This window comes from Nocardioides sp. S-1144, from assembly GCF_005954645.2.
Classification (GTDB): Bacteria; Actinomycetota; Actinomycetes; order Propionibacteriales; family Nocardioidaceae; genus Nocardioides; species Nocardioides dongxiaopingii.
The window spans coordinates 3,329,363-3,350,623 of the sequence record NZ_CP040695.2 but is presented as its reverse complement, the minus strand read 5'-3'; the positions used below and the strand labels follow the sequence as shown (position 1 = coordinate 3,350,623).

Below are 21,261 nucleotides of genomic sequence, written 5' to 3'. Positions count from 1 at the left end.
GTCAGGGCGCCAGGTCAGATCGTCGTCTGGTCGGCGGTGCCCGCGGCCGAGACCTGGAGCACCCTCTTCTCGCCGACGTAGCGACGCTGGAGCCACGTGGCCAGCGCGGTGAGCAGCAGGTTCACGCCGATGTACATCAGCGCGACGACCAGCATGGTCGGCACCCGGTTGTTGAACTCGAGGTAGATCTGCTTGGAGACCGCGGTCAGGCCGGGGGCCAGCACGTACTGCCCGAGCGCGGTGTCCTTGAGGGCCACGATGCACTGGCTGATGATCGCCGGCAGCATGATCTTGACCGCCTGCGGCATCAGGATCAGCAGCATCACCTGCGACTTGCGCATGCCGAGGGCGTAGGCGGCCTCGGCCTGCCCGCGCGGCACGGCCAGCACGCCGGCCCGCAGGACCTCGGCGAGCACGGCTCCGTTGTAGACGGTCAGGGCGACCACGACGGCCAGGAACGAGTTGTCGGTCGACGGGCCGATGGCGTACCACGAGAAGACCATCATGAGCAGCACGGGGACGGCACGGAACAGCTCGACCACCGCCCAGCACGGCCACCGGACGAACCCGTGGTCCGACATCTTGCCGATGCCGAACACGAAGCCGAAGACGACGGCACCGGCGACGGCGAACGCCGCCATCTGGATGGTCTTCAGCAGGCCGTCGACCAGCAGGGTGCTGAGGTACTCGGGAGTGGTGAAGACCTCCCACTTCTCGCCCTCGAACTGGCCGGCCTTGCCGAAGCGGTAGAGCACCCACGCGACGAGGACGAGGACCACGAGCGCCGCGGCGACGCTGTAGAGCCGGTGCCGGACGACGGTGCGCGGGCCCGGGGCGTCGAAGAGGATGCTGGCCGTCTTGCTCATGTCGCCACCCGGTAGCGTCGCTCCGCGCGGTTGGCGAAGTAGGAGACGACCTCGACGACGAGGACGTACCCGATGGCGAACGCCAGCGCGATCCCGTAGCGCTGCGTCCCGAACTCGTTGTTGAACGACCGCATCTGGCTCACGGCCTCCGCGACGCCGAAGACCGCGGCGACCGAGGTGTTCTTGATCAGGGCGATCTGCACGCTGGCCATCGGCGGGATTGACGCCCGGAAGGCCTGCGGCAGCACCACCTCGCGCATCACCCCGGCGAACGGCAGGCCGAGGGCCCGGGCCGCCTCGGCCTGGCCGAGGGAGACCGCGTTGACGCCGGCGCGCAGCGCCTCGCAGACGAAGGCGGAGGTGTACAGGGAGAGCGAGACGACCGCGGCACCGAAGAACGTCGTGAAGTCGAACGGGCCGATGTGGACGTCGAGCCACCCGAAGCGGATCCCGAGGTCGGGTGCGGCGAAGGAGAAGAACGCGAAGACGATGACGAGGGGCGTGTTGCGCACCAGCGTCACGTAGGTCGTGCCCACGACGCGCAGGACCGCGACCGGACCGACGCGCATCGCCGCCAGGACGGTGCCGAGGAGCATCGAGAGCACGCCGGCGACCAGGAACAGGAACAGGGTGTAGCCGAAGGCCTGGAGATAGGCGTCGAAGTTGTCGAGGACGGCTCTCACTGCCAGCGCGCTCCTTCCAGCGGGAGAGGGCCGCCGACGGGGCGCCGCGCGGCGCCCCGTCGGGGGTGGTCAGGACTGACCGGGAGGATCAGGCGGGGCAGGCGTCGAGCGTCGGCGGGTCGGGCACCTCGACACCCGACGGGCCCAGGGTGCGCTCGAAGGCCTCGGCCCACGAGCCGTTGTCGAAGGACTCCTCGAGCACGCCGTTGATCCACTCGCACATCTCGGGACGGTCGATGCTGTAGCCGACCCCGATGTTCTCCTCGGAGAACTCCTCGCCCACGACCTTGAGCTGACCCTCGTTCTGGGCCGCGTAGCCGGCGAGGATGGTGCCGTCGGTCGACATCGCCGAGACGCTGCCGTCGAGCACCTTCTGGACGCACTCGGAGTAGCTGTCGAAGCCGACTCCCTTGGCGCCGTTCTCGTTGATGCGGTCGATCGAGGTCGACCCGGTCACCGAGCAGATCTCCTTGCCCTTGAGGTCCTCGATCGACTCGACGTCGGAGTCCTCGGGCACCAGGAGCTGCTGGCCGGTGACGAAGTACGGCCCGGTCTGGCCGACCGACTGCCGGCGCTCGTCGGTGATCGAGTAGGAGGCGAGCACGAGGTCGACGGTGCCCTCCTGCAGGAACGGCTCCCGGTTGTCGGAGATCGTCTCGACGTACTTGACCTTGCTGGTGTCCTGCGGGTCGATGCCGAGGTCGGCGACCAGGAGCTTGGCGATCTCGATGTCGAAGCCGCTCGGCAGGTCGTCGGCCGCGCCCTTGAAGCCCAGGCCGGGCTGGTCGTACTTGACGCCGACGTTGATCGTGCCGGCCTCGGCGAGCTCGGCCATCCGGGTGCCGGCCTCGAACTTGCCCTCCTCGACCTCCTCGGCGTCGACGTTCTTGCCCTCGTCGTCGCTCCCGGCGTCGCCGCAGGCGGCGAGGCCGATCGCGAGTGCGAAGCCGGAGGCGACGACCCCCGCCTTGCGCATGGTCTGAGTGAGCCGCATGTACTTCTCCTTCTGTTCCGAGTGGTGCGGGTCGGTCTGTGGCGGTGGATCAGTGCTTGAGGATCTTGCCGAGGAAGTCCTTGGCCCGGTCGCTCTGCGGGTTGGTGAAGAACGACTCGGGGTCGTTCTCCTCGGCGATCGCGCCGTCGGCCATGAAGATGACGCGGTCGGCGGCGGTGCGGGCGAAGCCCATCTCGTGGGTGACGACGATCATGGTCATGCCGCCCTCGGCGAGGTCGACCATGACGTCGAGCACCTCCTTGATCATCTCGGGGTCGAGCGCGGAGGTGGGCTCGTCGAAGAGCATCACCTTCGGGTTCATGGCCAGGGCGCGGGCGATCGCGACGCGCTGCTGCTGGCCGCCCGAGAGCTGGGCGGGGTACTTGTCGGCCTGGTGCCCGACGCCGACGCGGTCGAGGAGCTCCCTGGCCCTCGTCTCGGCCTCGGCCTTCCCCTGGCCGCGCACCTTGATCGGGCCGAGGGTGACGTTCTCGAGGATCGACTTGTGGGCGAACAGGTTGAAGCTCTGGAAGACCATGCCGACCTCCGCCCGCAGGTTGGCCAGCGCCTTGCCCTCCTGGGGCAGCAGCTGGCCGTCGAGCGTGATCGAACCACTGTCGATCGTCTCGAGGCGGTTGATGGTGCGGCACAGCGTCGACTTGCCCGAGCCGGACGGCCCGATGACCACCACGACCTCACGCTCCCGCACGGACAGGTTGATGTCCTGGAGCACGTGCAGGTCGCCGTACCACTTGTTCACGCCGTCGAGCACCACGAGGGGCTCGCCCGTGCGGCCGCCCCCCGTGGGCTTGTCACCCTTGTCCAGCAACGTCATGGGCGGGACCCTAGTGGTACCCGGGTCCGGAGGGCTACGCGCGACACCTGAGTGAGTCCCGACCGTGACCCGGCTGGGCCAGGGGAGTGGGGGCGTCGGGCCGCGTCGCGGCTGCCACCGGCACCGCACTGATTCCGGGCGCGGGTCGCGGGCGCCGTACCCTGGACGGCGTCATGCGCACCTATGAGGTCCGCACCTACGGGTGCCAGATGAACGTCCACGACTCCGAGCGGCTCACCGGCCTGCTGGAGGACGCGGGCTACGCCGCGGCACCCACGGGCGAGCAGGCCGACGTCGTCGTCTTCAACACCTGTGCGGTGCGCGAGAACGCCGACAACAAGCTCTACGGCAACCTGTCGCACCTGGCGCCGGTGAAGGCAGCGAACCCGTCGATGCAGATCGCGGTCGGCGGCTGCCTGGCGCAGAAGGACCGCGCGACGATCACGCAGAAGGCGCCCTACGTCGACGTCGTGTTCGGCACCCACAACATCGGCTCGCTGCCGGTGCTGCTCGAGCGGGCGCGCGTGCAGGAGGAGGCGCAGGTCGAGATCCTCGAGTCGCTCGAGGTCTTCCCCTCGACGCTGCCGACCAAGCGCGACTCGGCCTACGCCGCCTGGGTGTCGGTGTCGGTCGGCTGCAACAACACCTGCACGTTCTGCATCGTCCCGGCGCTGCGCGGCAAGGAGAAGGACCGCCGGCCCGGCGACGTCCTCGCCGAGATCGAGGCGCTCGTCGCCGACGGCGTCTCCGAGATCACCCTGCTCGGCCAGAACGTGAACGCCTACGGCGTCGAGTTCGGCGACCGCCAGGCCTTCTCCAAGCTGCTCCGCTCGTGCGGCTCGATCGAGGGGCTCGAGCGGGTGCGCTTCACCTCCCCGCACCCCGCGGAGTTCACCGACGACGTCATCGAGGCGATGGCCGAGACGCCCAACGTGATGCCGCAGCTGCACATGCCGCTGCAGTCGGGCTCCGACCGGCTGCTGCGGATGATGCGTCGCTCCTACCGCCGCGACAAGTTCCTCGGCATCATCGAGCGGGTCCGCGCCGCGATGCCCGAGGCCGCGATCACCACCGACATCATCGTCGGCTTCCCCGGGGAGACCGAGGAGGACCACCTCGCCACCCTGGACGTCGTCGGCCAGGCCCGCTTCGCCGGCGCCTTCACCTTCCAGTACTCCAAGCGCCCCGGCACCCCGGCCGCCACGATGCCCGACCAGGTGCCGGCCGACGTCCTGCGCGACCGCTACGACCGGCTCGTCACGCTCGTCAACGACGTCGCCTGGAGCGAGAACAAGGCGCTCGTCGGTCGCACCGTCGAGCTGATGGTCTCCGAGGGCGAGGGGCGCAAGGACGCCGCCACCCGGCGGCTCTCGGGCCGCGGGCCCGACAACCGGCTCGTGCACTTCGTGGCGCCGGACGACACGCTCGGCCCGGTGCGACCGGGCGACCGCGCCGTCGTCGAGGTCACCCACGCCGCACCCCACCACCTGGTCGCCGACCGGGTCCACGCGGTGCGCCGAACCCGCTCCGGCGACGCCTGGGAGGCCCGCACGGCGGCGCCCGCCCCGGCCGGCGTCACGCTCGGCATGCCGGGCGTCGGCGTCCCCGCGCCGCTGCCGGTCGCGGCCGGCCCCACCTGCGGCTGAGCGAGCGCCGGGTCAGCCCGGCAGTCGCGTGACGTCGAGGGCGGTCTCGACCGCGGCGCCGTCGGCGCCCCGCTCGACCCAGTAGGCACCGGCCCGGTCGCGCTCGGCGATGGCCTCGACCATCTCGGTGCCGCGGTAGAGCAGCCCGACGCCGTCGTCGGTGGCGTAGCCCGCCGGCAGGGTCTGGTCGGCGATCAGGCGGTGGTAGAGCGGGCGGCGCTGGTCCTCGGAGTCGTAGTGGACGCCGTTGGAGTAGGGCAGGAAGCCCAGGCCGTTCGTGATCGGGCGCAGGTCGGGGCCGAAGGAGTCGGTGGTGCCGCCCACGTGCCAGCACAGCGAGCCGGCCGAGACGCCGGTGAGGACGACGCCGGCCTGCCACGCCTCCCGCATGGCCTCGCCGACGCCGTGCAGCTCCCACATGGCGAGCAGCCCGGCGACGCTGCCGCCGAAGACCCAGACGACGTCCTGGGCGAGGAGGTGCTCGCGGATGTCGGGCACGTTGGGCATCGTGAACAGCCGCAGGTGCGACGGCGCGAAGCCGGCCTCGATCGCCATGTCGTAGAAGCCGGCCGTCAACGAGCTCGCGTCGCCCGACGCGGTCCCGACGAAGCAGACGCGCGGGGCGCGACCGGTGACGCCGGCGAGCTCGACGGCGTGGTGGGTCAGGGGACCCACCGACCAGTGCGACCGGACGCCGCTGACCACGCCGCCCGAGGTCGCCAGGATCGTGGGTGTCTCGGCGGTCACGGCTGCCCTAGTCGCTGCGCGGGTCGACGGAGGAGTAGCCGGCGACCGGCGGGACCGGCGGGTCGGGGTTGGTCTCGGGGCCGCCGGCGGACTGCTCGGGCGGGACGTCGTCGTCCGGGTCGCGCCGGGCGGGGCCGACGTCACGGGTGCCGGTCGTGCCGTGCTGCCCGGGACCGGTGGGCCCCTCGCGCTCGCTGCTGACGCCCATCGAGCCCGCGGTGTCCTGGTCGGACTCGGTCGGGTCGTACTTCTCGGCCGGCGTGGCGTCCTCGCTCATGCCGGCGACTCCTCGGTGGGCTCGCCGTCCCCGTCGTCGCTGCCGTCACCCCGGGTCGCCTCGGTCGAGGTGTCCTCGCCCTGGCGCATCTCGTCGGGCAGCACGTCCTCGACGGCGGGGTTGTCGTCGGGGTCGAGGTCGCGGGCGACGGGGTCACCCTCGGTCGCCTCGCCGTCGACGCCGTCGCCGTGGGAGACGGCGTCCACGCCACCGGGGTTGGGCTCGCCGGGCTCGATCTGCGGGTCCGGCTGGGGTCCGAGGTCCTCGGTCATGACGCCTCCTGGCGGTGGTGGTGGTGCGGTGGTCCGGACCGGCAGGTCAGAACCCGAAGGTCGTGTAGCTCTCGATCGTGCCGTCGTGCAGACCGGCGAGCACCACCCGTTCGTGCGGGACGACCGGCTGCGGCAGGTCGTCGAGCTCGTCGAGGCGGCACCAGCGCAGGGCCGCGCACTTGGCCGGCTCGACGATGCGCGGCTCGCCGCTCCAGGAGCGGGCGGTGAAGAAGAAGTCGATGCGCTCGTCGATCGCCAGGTCGTGGCGGGTGCGGTGCATCGCGGTGACGAAGCGCAGGTCGACGTCGGTGACGCCGATCTCCTCGAGGGTCTCGCGCCGCGCGGCGTCGGGTGCGGTCTCGCCGGCCTCGACGTGCCCGGCCGCCGCGGCGGCCCAGTGGTCGTCCATGTAGCCGGTGCCCTGCCGCAGCTGCAGCAGCACCTCGGTCGCTCCGCCGGTCGCACCGCCGGCGGTGGCACCGTCGCGCAGCAGGAAGACGTAGGACGCGGGCACGACCACGAAGCGTCCGTGGGCGGGGACGTCGGTCGCTGCCCGGGTCACTGGGACGGCTGGTCCAGGGAGGTCTCGGCGTTCTCCTCCTGGACGGCCTCGGCCGCCTGGTCGCCGTCGGCGCCGCCCGGCGCCTCGCTCGCGTGCTCGCCCGGGGGCGGCTCGGTGACGTCGTAGGCCTCGTTGGACTCCTCGGGCACGGGCGCGGTCACCGGAGGTCGTCGTTCTTGCCGTCGAGCTTGTCCAGGGCGTCCTTGGCCTTGCCGGTGCCGGTCTCGATCTTGTCGTGGAACTTCCCGCCGGTCTTGCTGTCGGCGAGGTCCGCGGCCTTGTCGATGCCGGCCTCGATCTTGTCGCCGTGGTCGTCGACGGCATGGGTGAGCTTGTTCTTCGCGTCGTCCAGGAATCCCATGACACGCTCCCTGCTGGGCTAGGTCGGCCCCCGGGTCGGGGCACTCGGTTGTCAGACTAGCGACATGCCCGACCCTCTCGCCCCGCCCGTCGTGGCGGTGATCGGCCCGACGGCCTCGGGCAAGACGGGCCTGTCGCTCGACCTCGCCGAGCGGCTCGGCGGGGAGGTCGTCAACACCGACGCGATGCAGGTCTACCGCGGCATGGACATCGGCACCGCCAAGCTGCCGCCGGCCGAGCGCCGGGGCATCCCGCACCACCTGCTCGACACCCAGGGCGTGCGCGAGGTGGCGACCGTCGCGCAGTTCCAGGCGTGGGCGCGGGCGGTGATCCGCGACATCCGCGCCCGCGGCGCCTCACCGGTCCTGGTCGGTGGCTCGGCGCTCTACACCCGCGCGATCCTCGACCGCTTCGAGTTCCCGGGCACCGACCTCGGCGTCCGGGCCCGCTGGGAGGCCGAGCTGGACGCCGTCGGACCGGCCGCGCTGCACGCCCGGCTCGCCGCGACCGACCCCGCGGCCGCCGCCCGCATCCCCGCCGACAACGGGCGGCGCGTCGTCCGGGCGCTGGAGGTGGGTGAGCTCACCGGCCGCTCCTACACCGCGAGCCTGCCGGAGCTCGTCCACGTCGACCCGCGGACCGTGCAGGTGGGCATCGACATCGACCGGACGACGCTCGACGCGCGGATCGAGCAGCGGGTCGCCCAGATGTACGACGACGGCCTGGTCGACGAGGTGGCCCGGCTCCTCGGCGAGGGCCTGGCCGAGGGGCGCACGGCGTCCCGGGCGATCGGCTACCAGCAGGCCGCCGCCCACCTCGCCGGCGAGCTGACCCTGGCCGAGGCGCGCGAGCGGACCGTCATCGCAACCCGCCAGTTCGCGCGGCGCCAGCTGTCGTGGTGGCGCAAGGACCCGCGGATCGTCTGGGTGCCCCACGACGCCGACGACCGCGTCGAGCGGGCGCTCGCCGCCGTGCGGGCCGTGGGGACGGCGTCCGCACCGGATCGCTGACGTCCGGGATCCCGATCGCTGACGTCCGGGATCCCGATCGTTCACGTCCGGGATCCCGATCACTGACGTGAGGGATCCCGATCGGTAGCGCCGGGGATCCCGGTCGCCGACGTGGGGGATCCCGATCGGTTGCGACCGGGATCCCCGTCGCAACGTCTCAGATCCCCGCCAGGACCTCGCGCACCCGGGCCAGGCCGCCCCCGCGCTGGTCGAGCACCCGCGCGCCGATGCCGCGCCCCTCGCGGAGGATCCCGCGCAGCAGGTCGGTCGAGGTCACGAGGTCGTGCCCGAGCGCGGTCGCCTCGGCCGCGGCGAGGTCGACGGTCTTGCGGGCGCGGGCGGTGAGCAGCGGGGGCCGCGCCACCTCGACCTCGCCGCGACCGACCAACGCGAGTGCGGTCTCCGTGGCGTCGTCGGGCGTCACGCCGAGCCTCGTGGCGAGGTCGTCGTCGAGGCGGAGCACGCCGAGCAGGACGTGCTCGGTGCCGACGTAGTGGTGTCGCAGCCCGCGCGCCTCCTCGCGCGCCCGTTCGAGCGCGGCCCGAGCCCCCGGGTCGAGGCCGTCGAGCTCGTCGACGTCGTGCGAGCGCCCGCCGCGGTGGCGGTCGGCCTGCTGCGCGGCCTGCTTGGTGACGCCCATGGCGGCGCCGATGTCGGCCCAGGACGTGCCGGCGGCGCGGGCCCTCTCGACGTAGTGGCCCACGAGGTCGTCGGCGGTCCGGTTCAGCTCCTCCGACCCGAGCACCGCCAGCGACAACTGCCGCACCGGGTCCTCGCCGGGGGAGGCGGCGTCGACCTGGGCGATGAGCTGGTCGAGGGAGAGGTGGGTCATGCGTCAAGCATCGCTTGACGAATCTGCCGCGTCAATACGTGGTTGACGGTTGCTGCCCGAGCCACCGCTCCAGGTCCCGCGGCCGGCGGAACAGCAGCACCTCGGGTCCGTCGGCGTCGCCCAGCGCGGCCCGCATCCGGTCGCGCTTGCGGGCGAAGGACCGCGCGTGCCAGACCAGGATCGAGTCCCGCGAGAGGATCGCGCGCCAGCGCTCGCGGTTGCCGTTGCAGACCACCTCCTGCCGCACGGCCCGCCGCACCGTGCGCCGCACCAGGCGGGCGAACGACAGCCAGCGCGGGTAGTCCAGGCCGACCACGAGGTCGGCGCGGGCGAGGGCGACGTCGAGCCACGCGCGGTAGGCCGAGTCGAGGATCCACCGCTCGCCCGCGCAGATGTCGCGGAACACCGCGCGCTGCTCGTCGTCGGGCAGCGCCACCCACGCCGGCTGCCAGGTGAGGTCGTCGACCGAGTGCCAGGGGATCCCGGTGACCTCGGAGAGCCGCGCCGCCGCCGTCGACTTGCCCGACCCGGTGACGCCGTAGAGCAGCACGCGCCGGTACGTCATCGCCTCATCGTAGGAACGCCTCGGCGGGCGACGTCGTAGGTCAGGTGCGTGGCGGTCGACGACACACGAGCCTCGGCCCGGGCGAGCCGGACCCGCCCGGCGCCGAACAGCGGTGTCCCGCCGCCCAGCACGACCGGGGCGAGGTGCAGCCGCAGCCGGTCGACGACGCCGGCGTCCAGGCAGCCCCGGATGACCGCGGCGCCGCCCATCACGACGACCGGACCGTCGGCGGCGACCGCCCCGGCCCGCTCGACCGCCGCGGCCGGGCCGTCGAGCACGAAGGTGAAGTCGTGGCTCCCGGCGAGGCGCACCAACGCCGGTCGGGTGCTCGTCACCACGAGGAACGGCGGCCGGGCGTCGCGGCTCGCGCCGTAGCCCAGGCCGCCCGACCACCCGTCCGGGCCGTCGACGACGTCGAACAGCGTGCGGCCCATCACGACCGCGCCGGCCGCGGCGGCCCGGTCGAGCTCGGCCCGGTCGACCGGGTCGTCGGAGAAGGCCCAGGCGTGCAGGACGTCGGCGTCGCGGCCCAAACCCTGCCCGGCGTCCTGCCCGGCGTCCGGCTCGGGGCCGGTGACGTAGCCGTCGAGCGAGATCGAGATGTCGGCAATGACGGTGGCCATGACGAGGTCGACCGGTCGCCGGCGCCCGACTCATCGCCGAGCGGCCCGGGGAGGGCAAGAACGGTCGGGCGCGGGCGGCGCGCGCCGTCCAGACTGGAGGCATGGAGACCGGACGGGACCGCCTGCGCGAGCTGCTGGACGCCGTCCTCGACGAGGACAACGCCACGCTCGGCGACATGGCCGGTGACGCCTTCTCCTCGCCGTTCCACCTCAACCGCCGGGTGCGCCGCGACGCCGGCGAGCCCCCGGTGTCGCTGCGGCGCCGCGTGGTGCTCGAGCGCGCGGCCTGGCAGCTGCGTGGCGGAGCCTCGGTCACCGACACGGCGTTCGCGGCCGGCTACGAGTCGGTCGAGGGCTTCGCGCGGGCCTTCGGGCGCGCCTACGGCCACCCGCCGAGCGTCGCCGCCGCCCGGTCGGAGGCCGGGCGGTCGTCGTGGCTGCCCTCACCGAACGGCATCCACTTCCACCCTCCCACCTCGCTGTGGATCGACTCCCAGGAGCACGCCGTGAACCCGCTCGCCCAGCAGCTGGTCGGTCACGACCTCGACGACACGCGGACGCTGCTCGAGGCCGCGGCGCGCCTGCCCGACGACGACTACCGGCGCGCCCGGATGCCCGGCCACACCGTGCTGGAGTGGGACGGTCCCGAGGAGTCGCTCGCCGCCGTCCTCGACCACCTGGTGCGGTCGAAGGAGGTGTGGCTGGCCGCCCTCGTCGGGGACGACGTCCCACCGGCCCGCGCGGACGACCCTCCCGCGCTGCTCGAGCGCCACGACGCCGTCGCGCCGCGGTGGCTCGCGACCTGGCGCGACGTCGACCGCCGCGGCGCCTGGGACGACCGGGTCGTCGACGCCCTGTGCGAGCCGCCGGAGAGCTTCCAGCTCGCGAGCGTGCTCGCCCACGTCGTCACCTACGCCGCCCACCGGCGCCAGCTCGCCCGCACCCTGCTCGGCGCCGACCCCGCCGCCGGCGACCCGATCCTGTGGCTGCGCCGTGGCCACGACCAGGAAGGACCCTCCGCGTGACCCGCTACCGCTACTTCACCGCCGCCAGCCTGGACGGGTTCCTCGCCGACGAGGACGACTCGCTCGCCTGGCTCCTCGTCCAGGACCACGACGAGGACGGCCCCGGCTCCCACGGCGCGTTCATGGCGGGGATCGGGGCGATGGTGATGGGCGCGACGACGTACGCCTGGATCGGCGAGCACCTGCGCACGAGCGGGGAGGCGTGGGACTACGAGGTCCCGTGCTTCGTCTTCACCCACCGCGACCTCGAGCCGCTCGGCGAGCAGGTCACCCTGGTGCAGGGCACCCCCGCCGAGCACCGCGCCGCGATCGAGGAGGCCGCCGGGGCGCGGGACGTCTGGATGGTCGGCGGGGGAGCGCTCGCCGCCGACTTCGCCGAGGCGGGGATGCTCGACGACGTCCTGGTCTCGATCGCGCCGGTCACGCTCGGGTCCGGGCGGCCGCTGTTCCCGCGGCGGTTCGCGCTGCGCCTGACCGACCTCGGCCGCAACGGGGGCTTCGCCGTGGCGACCTACGACGTCGTCGGCCCGCCGACGCAGTGGTGACCCGCCCCCGCGCCGACCACGGGTCGGCGGTAATCCGGTCGCCGATGAGTCCTCGACGGTGACAGAGTCCATCCCGCCATGACGACGACTCCCGAGACCGCCCGGAGCGCCGAGGCCGACCAGGCCGACTACGGCGTGCTCCGCTGGCTGGTCGCCGCCACCTTCATCGTGATCCTCAACGAGACGATCATGGTCAACGCCATCCCGCGGCTGATGACCGAGTTCGAGGTCGACGAGCGGGCCGCGCAGTGGCTCACCAGCGGCTTCATGCTCACGATGGCCGTCGTCATCCCGATCACCGGCTGGTTCCTGCAGCGCGTCACCACCCGCCAGGCCTTCGGCACGGCGATGGCGGTGTTCTGCACCGGGACGCTGATCGCCGCGCTGGCGCCGACGTTCGAGGCGCTCCTGCTGGCCCGCGTCGTGCAGGCGGCCGGGACCGCGGTGATGATGCCGCTGCTGATGACCACGCTGATGACGATCGTCGCCGAGTCCGACCGGGGTCGGGTGATGGGCAACGTGACGCTGGCGATGTCCGTGGCGCCGGCGATGGGCCCGGCCGTCTCCGGCGTGATCCTGCACGTCGCCTCGTGGCGCTGGATGTTCGGGCTGGTGCTGCCGGTCGCCGTCGTCATCGCGCTGGTCGGGCTCCGCCGGCTCACCGACGTCGTGGAGCCGCGGCCCGGCGCCATCGACTGGACCAGCGTGGTGTTCGCGGCCCTCGGCTTCGGCCCGCTCGTCTACGGGCTCTCGCAGCTCGGTGCCGACGGCGGCCCGGCGTACCTGCCCTGGGCGATGCTCGCCGTCGGCGGGGGAGCGATCGCGGCGTTCGTCGTCCGGCAGCTCTCGCTGCAGCGCTCGGGCAGCCCGCTGCTCGACCTGCGCGTGCTGCGGCACCGCACCTTCGCGACCGGACTGCTGCTGATGTCGGTCGCCTTCATGGCGATGCTCGGGTCGATGATCCTGCTGCCGCTGTTCCTGCAGGGCGTGCGCGGGCTCTCCGAGCTCGAGACCGGCCTCCTGGTGATGCCCGGGGGACTGGCGATGGGGCTGCTCGGCCCGCAGGTCGGCAGGGCCTTCGACCGCTACGGCGGCCGGCCGCTGGTCATCCCCGGCTCGGTCGGCGTCCTGGTCGCGCTCGCGCTCTTCACCCAGGTCGACGCGACCCGCCCGGTGTGGGCGCTGCTCCCGGTGCACGTGCTGCTGATGGTCTCGCTCGCGGCGGTCTTCACCCCCGTCTTCACCCTCAGCCTCGGCGCGCTGCCGCCGCAGCTCTACTCGCACGGCAGCTCGATGCTCGGCACCCTCCAGCAGGTCGCGGCCGCGATGGGCTCCGCGATCGTCGTCGCGGTCCTCTCGGCCCGCGAGGACTCGCTGCTCGCCGGCGGCGCCGACGCGGTGGCCGCCCACGTGGGCGGGATGCGCTGGGGCTTCGGTGTCGGAGCGGTGCTGGCGGTCGTCGTCCTGGTGCTGGCGTTCCTCATGCCGTCGCGGCTGCCGAGCCGCGACGAGGCGCCCGCGCCCACCGCCGTCCACTGACGGCGGCGGGCCCGGGCCGGCGGGTCAGCGCCGGGGCTCGTCGGTGCGCGGGACGACGACCCGCTTCGGTGTCGACCTCCCGCCCGGGACGTCGATGACCGCGGTGCTCTTGCCGAGCCTGATCGTCATGTGCGCGATCGCGTCGGACATGATCGTCACCGAGCGCCGGTTGACGTTGGCGAGGTCGTCGGCCGGCGTGTGGTAGTTCGGGTCGTAGGTGATGCCGGCCGTGCCGCCGAAGAGCCGGGCCTGCTCGGGGGTCTTGACGCCGTCGCCGCCGCTGAACAGGCCGCCCGCGGCGACGCCGTTCGCGATGAAGGCCTGGTAGTCGGACCGTCCGGAGAAGGCGGTGTCGACGACCGGCTGACCGACGGCGCGGAAGTAGCGACGGTAGGCGCGCTCGGTCTCGATCGACCCGGCCGGGACGGGCGCGCTGGCCTCGAAGCTCGACTCGTCGGCGTCGTAGACCCCGACGATGTAGTTGGGCGAGCCGACCATGTCGTAGTTGAGGTAGGTCGCGATGTCGTCGAGCGCGGCGGGCCGGTTCTCGACGAGGTCGTTGACGTAGTGCGTCGAGCCCAAGAGGCCGAGCTCCTCGGCGCCCCACCAGGCGAAGCGCACCTTGTTCCTGAGCCGGCCCTCCATCTTCTTCAGCTGGACGGCGGTCTCCAGCAGGGTGGCGCTGCCGGAGCCGTTGTCGTTGATGCCGGCCCCGTCCTGGACGCCGTCGAGGTGGGCGCCGGCCATGACGACGTTGCCGGAGCGGCCCCTCCTCGTCTCCGCGACGACGTTCCAGGTCTGGCGCTCCTCCACGAGGATGTCGAGGTCGAGCGTGGCCTGGACCGGTCCGGCCGCGAGGTCGGCGACGAGCGCCTGGCCGACGTCCTGGTTGATGCCGGTGGTGGGCGCGAGGTCGTCGGTGGTCTCGCCGAGCGTGCCGCCGGTGAACTCGCCGGGGGCGTTGTTCCAGATGACGACGCCGAGCGCGCCGGCCGCCCTGGCCACCCGCGACTTGTCGGCGAACGGGCAGGTGCCCCGGTTGACCAGCGCGATCTTGCCGGTCGCATCGATCCCCGACCAGGCTGCCGCGGTGCACCCGAGGGGGTCGGCCGGCGCGACGAGCTCGCCGACGACGCCGCCGGCCGGGGTGCTGGGCGAGCCGGTCAGGACGTGGTTGGCGACCTCGTCGCCGCCGGCGGTGAGGGTGTTGGCGTTGACGCGCGTGTAGGTGAAGGGGAAGTACTGCCGCTTCGGCTGGTAGCCGGCCTCGCGCAGCACGTGCTCGACGTAGCGCGACGAGGCGGCGTAGCCCTGCTGCCCGGCGGCGCGGTCGCCGTAGCGGTCGGCCACGATCTGGAGCTGCTCCAGGTGCTTCATGATCGCGCGCGTGCGCACGGCCTGCTGCAACCGCCGGCTGTCCTCGTCCCTGACCCCGGACGGTCGTGGCTGGTCGCGCTCGGACAGCACCGACGGCGACGCGGCCGCGGTGCCGAGGGTGCCGGTGGCGCCGCCGAGGGTGGCGACGACGCCGAGGGCGATCGCTGCGGCGACGGCCGCGCGACTTCGTGGTGGACGCATGTGGAACCTCCCGAGATGGAGTGAGTGGTCACCCCACCCTCACGCACCGGGCCCCCTCGCGCCACCGTCACCTCGCCGACCCGTCGCTGATCAGCGACGGGTCGGCGCTCCTGAGCCCATCACCCCTCGTCGGGCGAGGGCTGCTGTCGGTGAGGTGTGGCAGGGTGCGGGGCAAGCACTCGTCCTCGGGAGGATCCATGCGCCGTCCCCTTCGTCCGCTGGCCGCCGTGGTGGCCCTGTCCCTCGCGCCGGCGCTGCTCGTCGTCGCACCCGGCTCGGCCGCCCCGCGACCCGGCGTCGCGGCCGGTGCCGCACCCGGTGCTGCACCGAGCGCCGTCGCCGAGCGCGATCCCCAGGTGCCGAAGCAGGCCACCGCCACCGGCCGCGGGGGCGGCGTCACCTCGGTCGACCCCGACGCCACCCGGATCGGCCTCCGGATCCTCAGGCGCGGCGGCAACGCCGTCGACGCCGCCGTGGCGACGGCCGCGGCGCTCGGCGTCACCGAGCCCTACAGCGCCGGGGTCGGCGGCGGCGGGTTCTTCGTCTTCCACGACGCCAGGACAGGCAAGACCCGGACCATCGACGGCCGCGAGACCGCCCCGGGGGCGATCCCGCGCGACGCGTTCGTCGACCCGGCCACCGGCGAGCCCTACCCGTTCACGCCCGACCTGGTCACCAGCGGGGTCTCCGTCGGCGTGCCCGGCACGCCGGCCACCTGGACGACGGCGCTGGAGCGCTGGGGCACCCGCTCGCTGTCGCAGGTGCTCGTGCCGAGTGCCCGGCTCGCCGAGCGCGGGTTCGTGGTCGACCCCACCTTCCGCTCGCAGACCGACGACAACCGGGAGCGGTTCGCGGCCTTCACCACCACGCGCAAGCTCTTCCTGCGGGGCGGCAAGCTGCCGAAGGTCGGGTCGCGGTTCCGCAACCCCGACCTCGCCGCCACCTACCGCGCGTTCGCGCGAAACCCCGACCTCTTCTACCGCGGCTCGGTGCCGCGCGAGATCTCCCGGACCGTGCGCACCCCTCCGACGACGCGCGTCACCGACCTCCCCGTGCCGAAGGGCTACCTGCGCCCGGGCGACTTCCGTCGCTACGAGGCCGAGGTGCAGGCGCCGACCCGCTCGAGGTACCGCGGCTACCAGGTGATCGGGATGGCGCCCTCCTCCAGCGGCGGCACCACCGTCGGTGAGGCGCTCAACATCATGAAGGGCTACCGCCTGCGCGGGATGAGCCGGGCCCAGGCCCTGCACCACTACCTGGAGGCCGGCGCGCTCGCCTTCGCCGACCGCGGCGCCTACGTCGGCGACGGTGCCTTCGTCGACGTCCCGGTCGACGACCTGCTCTCGCAGGAGTTCGCCGACGAGCGGGCCTGCGGGATCGACCCGGCCCAGGCCGCCCCCAAGCCGGTCCCGGCCGGCGACGTCGACGACTACGACGGCGACTGCGCCACCGCGGCGCCGCGACCGACCTCGCTCGAGGACCACGAGAACATCTCGACCACGCACCTGACGGTCTCCGACCGCTGGGGCAACGTGGTGGCCTACACGCTGACGATCGAGCAGACCGGCGGCTCCGGCATCGTCGTCCCCGGCCGGGGGTTCCTGCTCAACAACGAGCTCACCGACTTCAGCCTCACCTACGACCCCGCCGACCCCAACCGGCTCGAGCCCGGCAAGCGGCCGCGCAGCTCGATGGCGCCGACGATCCTGCTCCGCGACGGCAAGCCGTTCCTGGCGCTCGGGTCGCCGGGCGGCTCGACGATCATCACCACCGTGCTGCAGATCCTGCACAACCGGATCGACCGCGGGATGACGCTGCCCCAGGCCGTGCGCGCACCCCGCGCCTCGCCGCGCAACAGCGCCACGGTGAGCGCCGAGCCGCTGTTCCTCGAGCGGTTCGAGTCGGTGCTCGAGGCACTCGGCCACGACCTGGTGCCGGCCGGCGACGCGTTCACCAGCGCCGCCGAGATCGGGGCGGCCACCGCGATCGAGTTCGGACCGGAGGGACGGATCAAGGTCGTCGCCGAGCCGGTCCGGCGCGGCGGGGGCGCTGCCGGCGTCGTCTCGCCCCGCTGAGCGACCCACCACGCCGAGACGCGGGCGGCGCGGGGCAGCGCGCACGCCGTACCGTGGAGGCGTGGACGAGACCCCCGCCGGCGCTGACGCCTGGACCGAGATCACCTCGGTCGAGGCCTTGGTGACGCTGCTCGGCGAGCCGACGCAGCGGGCGCGCGACAAGAGCCGACCGGCGCTGCTCGACGTCGACCGGGCCTGGCTGGCGGCGTCGCCCTTCTGCGTGCTGGCGACCGCCGACGCCGACGGTCGGTGCGACGCCTCGCCCAAGGGCGACCCCGCGGGCTCGTTGGTCCACGTGCTCGACGCGCGCACCATCGCCCTCGCCGAGCGTCCCGGCAACCGTCGCGTCGACGGCTACCGCAACGTGCTGGCCAACCCGCACGTCGGGCTCAACTTCTTCATCCCGGGGCGTACCGACACCCTGCGCGTGAACGGGCGCGCCCGCCTGGTCGCCGACGCACCCTTCTTCGACGCGCTGGTGGTCAAGGGCCACCGCCCGGTGCTCGCCCTGGTCGTGGAGGTCGAGGACCTCTTCTTCCACTGCGGCAAGGCGTTCCTGCGCTCGGGCCTGTGGAAGCCGGAGACCTGGGACCCCGAGGGGGTCGTGCCGCGGCGTGCCGTCATCGCCGAGCAGGTCGAGCCGACCGGCCAGAGCGTCGCGGAGCTCGACGAGTACTACCGGCCGGAGAACTACGAGCGGGGGCTGTATGCATGACCGCGCCCCCGACGGCTACCCGTTCCTCAAGGGCCACGGCACGCACAACGACTTCGTCCTGCTGCCCGACCACGACGGCACGGTGCACGGCGACCTGGCCGACGAGCGGGTCCGTGCGCTCTGCGACCGGCGCGGCGGTATCGGTGGCGACGGGGTGCTGCGCGTCGTCCGGCGAGCCGGGTCCGAGGGCGGGCGGTGGTTCATGGACTACCGCAACGCCGACGGGTCGGTCGCCGAGATGTGCGGCAACGGGATCCGGGTCTTCGCCCGGCACCTCGTCGACGAGGGCCTGGTCGAGGCCGGGCGGCCGCTCGACATCGACACCCGGGCCGGCACCAAGCGGGTCGTCGTCCTCGACGGCCCCGGCGAGCACGGCCGGGTGCAGGTCGACATGGGTCCGCCCCGGCTCCTCGGCGCGACGACGGTGGGGGTCGATGAGCGCACCTGGTCGGCGACGCACGTCGACATGGGCAACCCGCACGCCGTCGCGTTCGTCGACGACCTGGCCGACGCCGGGGCACTGACCTCGGCGCCGACGCACGACGCGGCGACGTACCCGCGCGGCGTCAACGTCGAGTTCGTCGTGCGCCGCGGCCCGGCGCACCTGGCCATGCGGGTGCACGAGCGCGGCTCGGGGGAGACCCAGGCCTGCGGCACCGGGGCGTGTGCCGTGGCCGTCGCGGCGACCGAGGTGCTCGGCCTCGAGCGCGACGTCGACCTCGCGATCGAGCAGCCCGGGGGCACGGTCACCATCCGGTGGACCGCCGAGGGCCGCGTGCTGATGACCGGTCCCGCCGTCGTGGTCGCCCGCGGCACCACCACCCTCTGACCCAGCCTCCGACCCGGCACCCGACCCCGGCCCGACCCGGCCCCGATGCGAGTTGAGTCGACTGACTCAGCAGGTGGGCCCAACCGCTCGGGCCCCCAACCATCGGCCTATGCTCGCGAGCATGGACCTCACCGGATCTTCTGCCATCGTCACCGGCGGCGCCTCGGGCATCGGCGCCGCGGCCGCGCGCCGCCTCGCCGCCCTCGGCTGCACCGTCGTCGTGGCCGACCTCCAGGCCGAGAAGGGCGAAGCCCTGGCCGCCGAGATCGGCGGCGTCTTCGCCCAGGTCGACGTCACCAACACCGAGCAGATCACCGCGGCGGTCAACGCCGCCGCCGAGATCGCGCCGCTGCGCGCCGTCGTGAACTCCGCCGGCGTGGGTTTCGCCCAGCGCACGATCGGCCGCGACGGCCAGGTCGAGTCCGCCCACGATCTCGACTGGTTCAAGCGGGTCGTGAACATCAACCTCGTCGGGACCTTCGACGTCGTCCGCCAGGCGGCGTCGGTGATGAGCCGCAACGAGCCCGACGCCGACGGCTGCCGCGGCGCGATCGTCAACCTCGCCAGCGTCGCGGCCTTCGACGGCCAGATCGGCCAGGCGTCGTACTCGGCGTCCAAGGGCGGCGTCGTCGGCATGACCCTCCCGGTCGCCCGCGACCTCGCGGCGTCCGGAATCCGCCTCAACACCGTCGCCCCCGGCCTCATCGACACCCCGATCTACGGCGAGGGCGAGGACGCCGAGGCGTTCAAGTCCAAGCTCGGCGAGAGCGTGCTGTTCCCCCGGCGCCTCGGCACCGGTGACGAGCTCGCCTCGATGGTCGTGGAGTGCCTGACGAACTCCTACATGAACGGCGAGACCGTCCGCCTCGACGGCGGCATCCGGATGCCCCCCAAGTGATCGACCCGTCAGTGATCACTGACGGGTCGGCGGGGGCTCAGTCGGCCAGGCCCGCGCGCTCCTCGGCGGTGTAGGACGGCATCGGCGCGGCCGCGTCGGTCATCCGCGCCGAGCGCATGGCGCGGATCTTCCCGCCCTTCGTGGCCATCGCCTCGCGGCTGCGACCGCGTCCGTAGGTGAGGGAGTGCTCGGCGGACACCCCGATCGAGGCGCCGACCTCGACGGCGTCCTGGTCGGCGCCCATGTACATGAAGTCCCAGCCGTACTGCGCCGCCTGCTGCTCCACGAGCGCCTTGACCGCGGGGTGGGTCCACTCCCGGCTGGCGTTCTCGAGGCCGTCGGTCATGATCGCGACGACCACGGTGCCCGGCCGCTCGTGCTCGGGGAGCGCGGTGAGACGGGCGCCGGCGTCGTTGACCAGCCGGCCGATCGCGTCGAGCAGCGCGGTGCTGCCGCGCGGGGCAAGCACCAGCGGCGCGACGTCGGCGACGTCGACGTCGCGGTAGACCTCCTCGTAGACGTTGTCGAACTGCGCCAGGGTGACCCGGCAGGTGCCCGGCGCCGCGCGCTGCTCGTCGATGAACGCCGCGAACCCGCCCTCGGTGTCGGTCTTGATGGACTGCATCGAGCCGCTCCGGTCGAGCAGGAAGTACACGTGGGTGAGGGTCTGGTCGGTCATCAGCTGGTTCCCTTCGTCGGTCGGCGGGCCTTGAACCGCATCGGTGCGGCGGGGGGCTTCGCCGGTGCTGGTGCGCCCGTCTCGGCGTCGTACCGGGCGCGCTCGACGGCTGCGGCGGTGACCCGGCCGTCGTCGTTGGCGTAGGCGCCGAGCGCCGCCGTGCGGGCCAGGCGCGGCCCCACGGCGTTCTCGGACAGCCCCGCCCTCATCCCGGCCGAGCGCAGCGACGAACCGCCGCGCACGACCGCCTCGGCCATCGTCTCGTCGATGAGGCCGGTCAGTCGCTCGGCCGCCTCGCGCAGGTGCGGCAGCGCGGCGTCGGGCTCCAGCCCGACCGCCGCGTCGAGCGAGGCTCGGACGGCGTCGAGGGCGTGCGGGTCGGGACTCATGCGCCCACGGTACCGCACAAACTGCGGACGCGCACATGGTGCGGACCCGCGGTTGCTGCGGCGACGTCGGTCATCGGGCCGAGGTGAACCCGGGGGCTACCGCGGCGAGAGGTCGACCACCAGGTCGGCGCGGACGGCGGCGGCCTCGACCAGGCGGGCGTTGGGCTCGTCGACGCGGGCGACCCAGGCGCGGGCCTCGGCGGGGGACTTGCCGAAGGCGACGTGGCGGGCGACCAGGCGCTCGAGGCGGACGTCGGGGTCGAGGTGCAGGTGCCAGACGACGTCGATCCGCTCGCGCACCGCGCGCCACCGCGGCTCGTCGAGGAGCAGGTAGTTGCCCTCGGTCACGACCGGCCCGGACGCCGGCACCGCGATCGCCCCGGCGAGCGGCTGCTCGAGCTCGCGGTCGAACGCCGGCGCCACCACGTCGGGCTCGTCCGGCCCGCCGGCGGCGACCCGGGCCAGGAGGGCGGCGTACCCCTCGGCGTCGAAGGTCTCCGGGGCGCCCTTGCGGTCGAGCAGGCCCCGGCGGGCCAGCTCCACGTCGGCGTAGTGGAAGCCGTCCATCGGCACGATCGCGGCGCCGGCCCCGGCGGCCAGCGTCGCGGCGAGGGTGGACTTGCCGACGCCGGGTGCGCCGGTCAGCCCGAGCAGCCGGACGGCGGGCACGGGTGGGACGGCTGGGACCTCCATGGCCCCACCGTAGGGGGAAGGCGC

Annotated in this window: 26 protein-coding genes; 9 read left to right on the top strand and 17 right to left on the bottom strand. The window is 73.3% G+C overall.

The window, feature by feature from the left end; translation table 11 throughout:
• Window positions 1-14: 14 nt before the first annotated feature.
• The 4 genes from FE634_RS15680 to FE634_RS15665 all read right to left on the bottom strand — a co-directional run bounded on the left by FE634_RS15680 (window position 15) and on the right by FE634_RS15665 (window position 3,378).
• Window positions 15-866: an amino acid ABC transporter permease gene (locus FE634_RS15680; protein ID WP_138876427.1), complete on the bottom strand. Its 852-nt coding sequence runs from the start codon at window positions 864-866 to the stop codon at window positions 15-17.
• Window positions 863-1,549: an amino acid ABC transporter permease gene (locus FE634_RS15675; protein WP_137293836.1), complete on the bottom strand. Its 687-nt coding sequence runs from the start codon at window positions 1,547-1,549 to the stop codon at window positions 863-865. The genes FE634_RS15680 and FE634_RS15675 overlap by 4 nt, the downstream gene beginning before the upstream one ends.
• An 88-nt stretch (window positions 1,550-1,637) precedes the next feature.
• On the bottom strand, window positions 1,638-2,543 hold the full coding sequence (locus tag FE634_RS15670; protein WP_137293835.1) for a glutamate ABC transporter substrate-binding protein: 906 nt from the start codon (window positions 2,541-2,543) through the stop codon (window positions 1,638-1,640).
• Window positions 2,544-2,592: 49 nt separating this feature from the next.
• Window positions 2,593-3,378, bottom strand: a complete 786-nt coding sequence (locus FE634_RS15665) for an amino acid ABC transporter ATP-binding protein (RefSeq protein WP_148240754.1) — start codon at window positions 3,376-3,378, stop codon at window positions 2,593-2,595.
• Window positions 3,379-3,551: 173 nt separating this feature from the next.
• On the opposite strand from FE634_RS15665, the gene miaB reads away from it, so the two are divergent.
• Window positions 3,552-5,024 carry a tRNA (N6-isopentenyl adenosine(37)-C2)-methylthiotransferase MiaB gene (gene miaB / locus FE634_RS15660; protein ID WP_138876425.1) on the top strand — a complete coding sequence of 491 codons (1,473 nt, stop codon included), beginning with the start codon at window positions 3,552-3,554 and terminating at the stop codon, window positions 5,022-5,024.
• A 12-nt stretch (window positions 5,025-5,036) separates the two neighbouring features.
• Here miaB and FE634_RS15655 read toward each other — a convergent pair whose 3' ends face one another.
• The 6 genes from FE634_RS15655 to FE634_RS15635 are packed head-to-tail and all read right to left on the bottom strand — an operon-like array spanning window position 5,037 to window position 7,243.
• A complete protein-coding gene (locus FE634_RS15655; protein ID WP_148240753.1) occupies window positions 5,037-5,771 on the bottom strand; it encodes a Type 1 glutamine amidotransferase-like domain-containing protein in 735 nt (244 codons plus the stop codon).
• 7 nt (window positions 5,772-5,778) lie between these two features.
• Window positions 5,779-6,048 carry a hypothetical protein gene (locus tag FE634_RS15650; RefSeq protein ID WP_137293831.1) on the bottom strand — a complete coding sequence of 90 codons (270 nt, stop codon included), beginning with the start codon at window positions 6,046-6,048 and terminating at the stop codon, window positions 5,779-5,781.
• The gene (locus tag FE634_RS15645; RefSeq protein ID WP_137293830.1) at window positions 6,045-6,320 is read right to left on the bottom strand and encodes a hypothetical protein; all 276 of its coding nucleotides are present in this window, start codon (window positions 6,318-6,320) and stop codon (window positions 6,045-6,047) included. The genes FE634_RS15650 and FE634_RS15645 overlap by 4 nt, the downstream gene beginning before the upstream one ends.
• A gap of 46 nt (window positions 6,321-6,366) precedes the next feature.
• The gene (locus FE634_RS15640) at window positions 6,367-6,882 is read right to left on the bottom strand and encodes an NUDIX domain-containing protein (protein WP_138876424.1); all 516 of its coding nucleotides are present in this window, start codon (window positions 6,880-6,882) and stop codon (window positions 6,367-6,369) included.
• Complete coding sequence (locus FE634_RS21130; RefSeq protein WP_170981568.1) at window positions 6,879-7,043, bottom strand: hypothetical protein; 165 nt, start codon at window positions 7,041-7,043, stop codon at window positions 6,879-6,881. Before FE634_RS21130 ends, FE634_RS15640 begins: the two co-directional genes overlap by 4 nt.
• Window positions 7,040-7,243, bottom strand: coding sequence for an antitoxin (locus FE634_RS15635; RefSeq protein ID WP_138876423.1), 204 nt, complete (start codon window positions 7,241-7,243; stop codon window positions 7,040-7,042). The genes FE634_RS21130 and FE634_RS15635 overlap by 4 nt, the downstream gene beginning before the upstream one ends.
• 64 nt (window positions 7,244-7,307) lie before the next feature.
• Here FE634_RS15635 and miaA point away from each other — a divergent pair, with 64 nt between their 5' ends.
• Entirely contained in the window at window positions 7,308-8,252 is a 945-nt protein-coding gene (gene miaA, locus FE634_RS15630) for a tRNA (adenosine(37)-N6)-dimethylallyltransferase MiaA (RefSeq protein WP_138876422.1), read from the top strand.
• Window positions 8,253-8,409: 157 nt separating this feature from the next.
• On the opposite strand, the gene FE634_RS15625 is transcribed toward miaA, so the two are convergent.
• From FE634_RS15625 to FE634_RS15615, 3 genes are read right to left on the bottom strand one after another with little or no spacing between them, the layout of a single operon-like run.
• Window positions 8,410-9,084: a Clp protease N-terminal domain-containing protein gene (locus FE634_RS15625; RefSeq protein WP_137293826.1), complete on the bottom strand. Its 675-nt coding sequence runs from the start codon at window positions 9,082-9,084 to the stop codon at window positions 8,410-8,412.
• Between the two features lie 31 nt (window positions 9,085-9,115).
• Entirely contained in the window at window positions 9,116-9,649 is a 534-nt protein-coding gene (locus FE634_RS15620; protein ID WP_138876420.1) for a P-loop NTPase family protein, read from the bottom strand.
• Complete coding sequence (locus tag FE634_RS15615) at window positions 9,646-10,272, bottom strand: dihydrofolate reductase family protein (RefSeq protein ID WP_148240752.1); 627 nt, start codon at window positions 10,270-10,272, stop codon at window positions 9,646-9,648. Before FE634_RS15615 ends, FE634_RS15620 begins: the two co-directional genes overlap by 4 nt.
• A gap of 101 nt (window positions 10,273-10,373) precedes the next feature.
• On the opposite strand from FE634_RS15615, the gene FE634_RS15610 reads away from it, so the two are divergent.
• From FE634_RS15610 to FE634_RS15600, 3 genes are all read left to right on the top strand, one after another.
• Complete coding sequence (locus FE634_RS15610; RefSeq protein ID WP_138876419.1) at window positions 10,374-11,297, top strand: helix-turn-helix domain-containing protein; 924 nt, start codon at window positions 10,374-10,376, stop codon at window positions 11,295-11,297.
• A complete protein-coding gene (locus FE634_RS15605; RefSeq protein WP_137293822.1) occupies window positions 11,294-11,842 on the top strand; it encodes a dihydrofolate reductase family protein in 549 nt (182 codons plus the stop codon). The genes FE634_RS15610 and FE634_RS15605 overlap by 4 nt, the downstream gene beginning before the upstream one ends.
• 78 nt (window positions 11,843-11,920) lie before the next feature.
• Window positions 11,921-13,381 carry an MDR family MFS transporter gene (locus tag FE634_RS15600; protein ID WP_138876418.1) on the top strand — a complete coding sequence of 487 codons (1,461 nt, stop codon included), beginning with the start codon at window positions 11,921-11,923 and terminating at the stop codon, window positions 13,379-13,381.
• A gap of 24 nt (window positions 13,382-13,405) precedes the next feature.
• Here FE634_RS15600 and FE634_RS15595 read toward each other — a convergent pair whose 3' ends face one another.
• Entirely contained in the window at window positions 13,406-14,959 is a 1,554-nt protein-coding gene (locus tag FE634_RS15595; RefSeq protein WP_148240751.1) for a M20/M25/M40 family metallo-hydrolase, read from the bottom strand.
• Window positions 14,960-15,156: 197 nt separating this feature from the next.
• Here FE634_RS15595 and ggt point away from each other — a divergent pair, with 197 nt between their 5' ends.
• From ggt to FE634_RS15575, 4 genes are all read left to right on the top strand, one after another.
• Window positions 15,157-17,034, top strand: coding sequence for a gamma-glutamyltransferase (gene ggt / locus FE634_RS15590; protein ID WP_148240750.1), 1,878 nt, complete (start codon window positions 15,157-15,159; stop codon window positions 17,032-17,034).
• A gap of 61 nt (window positions 17,035-17,095) precedes the next feature.
• A complete protein-coding gene (locus FE634_RS15585) occupies window positions 17,096-17,749 on the top strand; it encodes an MSMEG_1061 family FMN-dependent PPOX-type flavoprotein (RefSeq protein ID WP_138876416.1) in 654 nt (217 codons plus the stop codon).
• A complete protein-coding gene (gene dapF / locus FE634_RS15580) occupies window positions 17,742-18,578 on the top strand; it encodes a diaminopimelate epimerase (RefSeq protein WP_138876415.1) in 837 nt (278 codons plus the stop codon). The genes FE634_RS15585 and dapF overlap by 8 nt, the downstream gene beginning before the upstream one ends.
• Window positions 18,579-18,687: 109 nt before the next feature.
• Window positions 18,688-19,476, top strand: a complete 789-nt coding sequence (locus tag FE634_RS15575) for an SDR family NAD(P)-dependent oxidoreductase (RefSeq protein ID WP_262347450.1) — start codon at window positions 18,688-18,690, stop codon at window positions 19,474-19,476.
• A 37-nt stretch (window positions 19,477-19,513) separates the two neighbouring features.
• Here the strand turns inward: FE634_RS15575 and FE634_RS15570 are convergent, their stop codons facing one another.
• The 3 genes from FE634_RS15570 to FE634_RS15560 all read right to left on the bottom strand — a co-directional run bounded on the left by FE634_RS15570 (window position 19,514) and on the right by FE634_RS15560 (window position 21,237).
• Window positions 19,514-20,155, bottom strand: a complete 642-nt coding sequence (locus tag FE634_RS15570; protein WP_138876413.1) for a vWA domain-containing protein — start codon at window positions 20,153-20,155, stop codon at window positions 19,514-19,516.
• Window positions 20,155-20,544 (bottom strand): hypothetical protein, encoded by a 390-nt coding sequence (locus tag FE634_RS15565; protein ID WP_138876412.1) that lies wholly within the window; start codon window positions 20,542-20,544, stop codon window positions 20,155-20,157. Before FE634_RS15565 ends, FE634_RS15570 begins: the two co-directional genes overlap by 1 nt.
• Before the next feature lie 96 nt (window positions 20,545-20,640).
• On the bottom strand, window positions 20,641-21,237 hold the full coding sequence (locus FE634_RS15560; protein WP_138876411.1) for a nucleoside/nucleotide kinase family protein: 597 nt from the start codon (window positions 21,235-21,237) through the stop codon (window positions 20,641-20,643).
• Window positions 21,238-21,261: the final 24 nt, after the last annotated feature.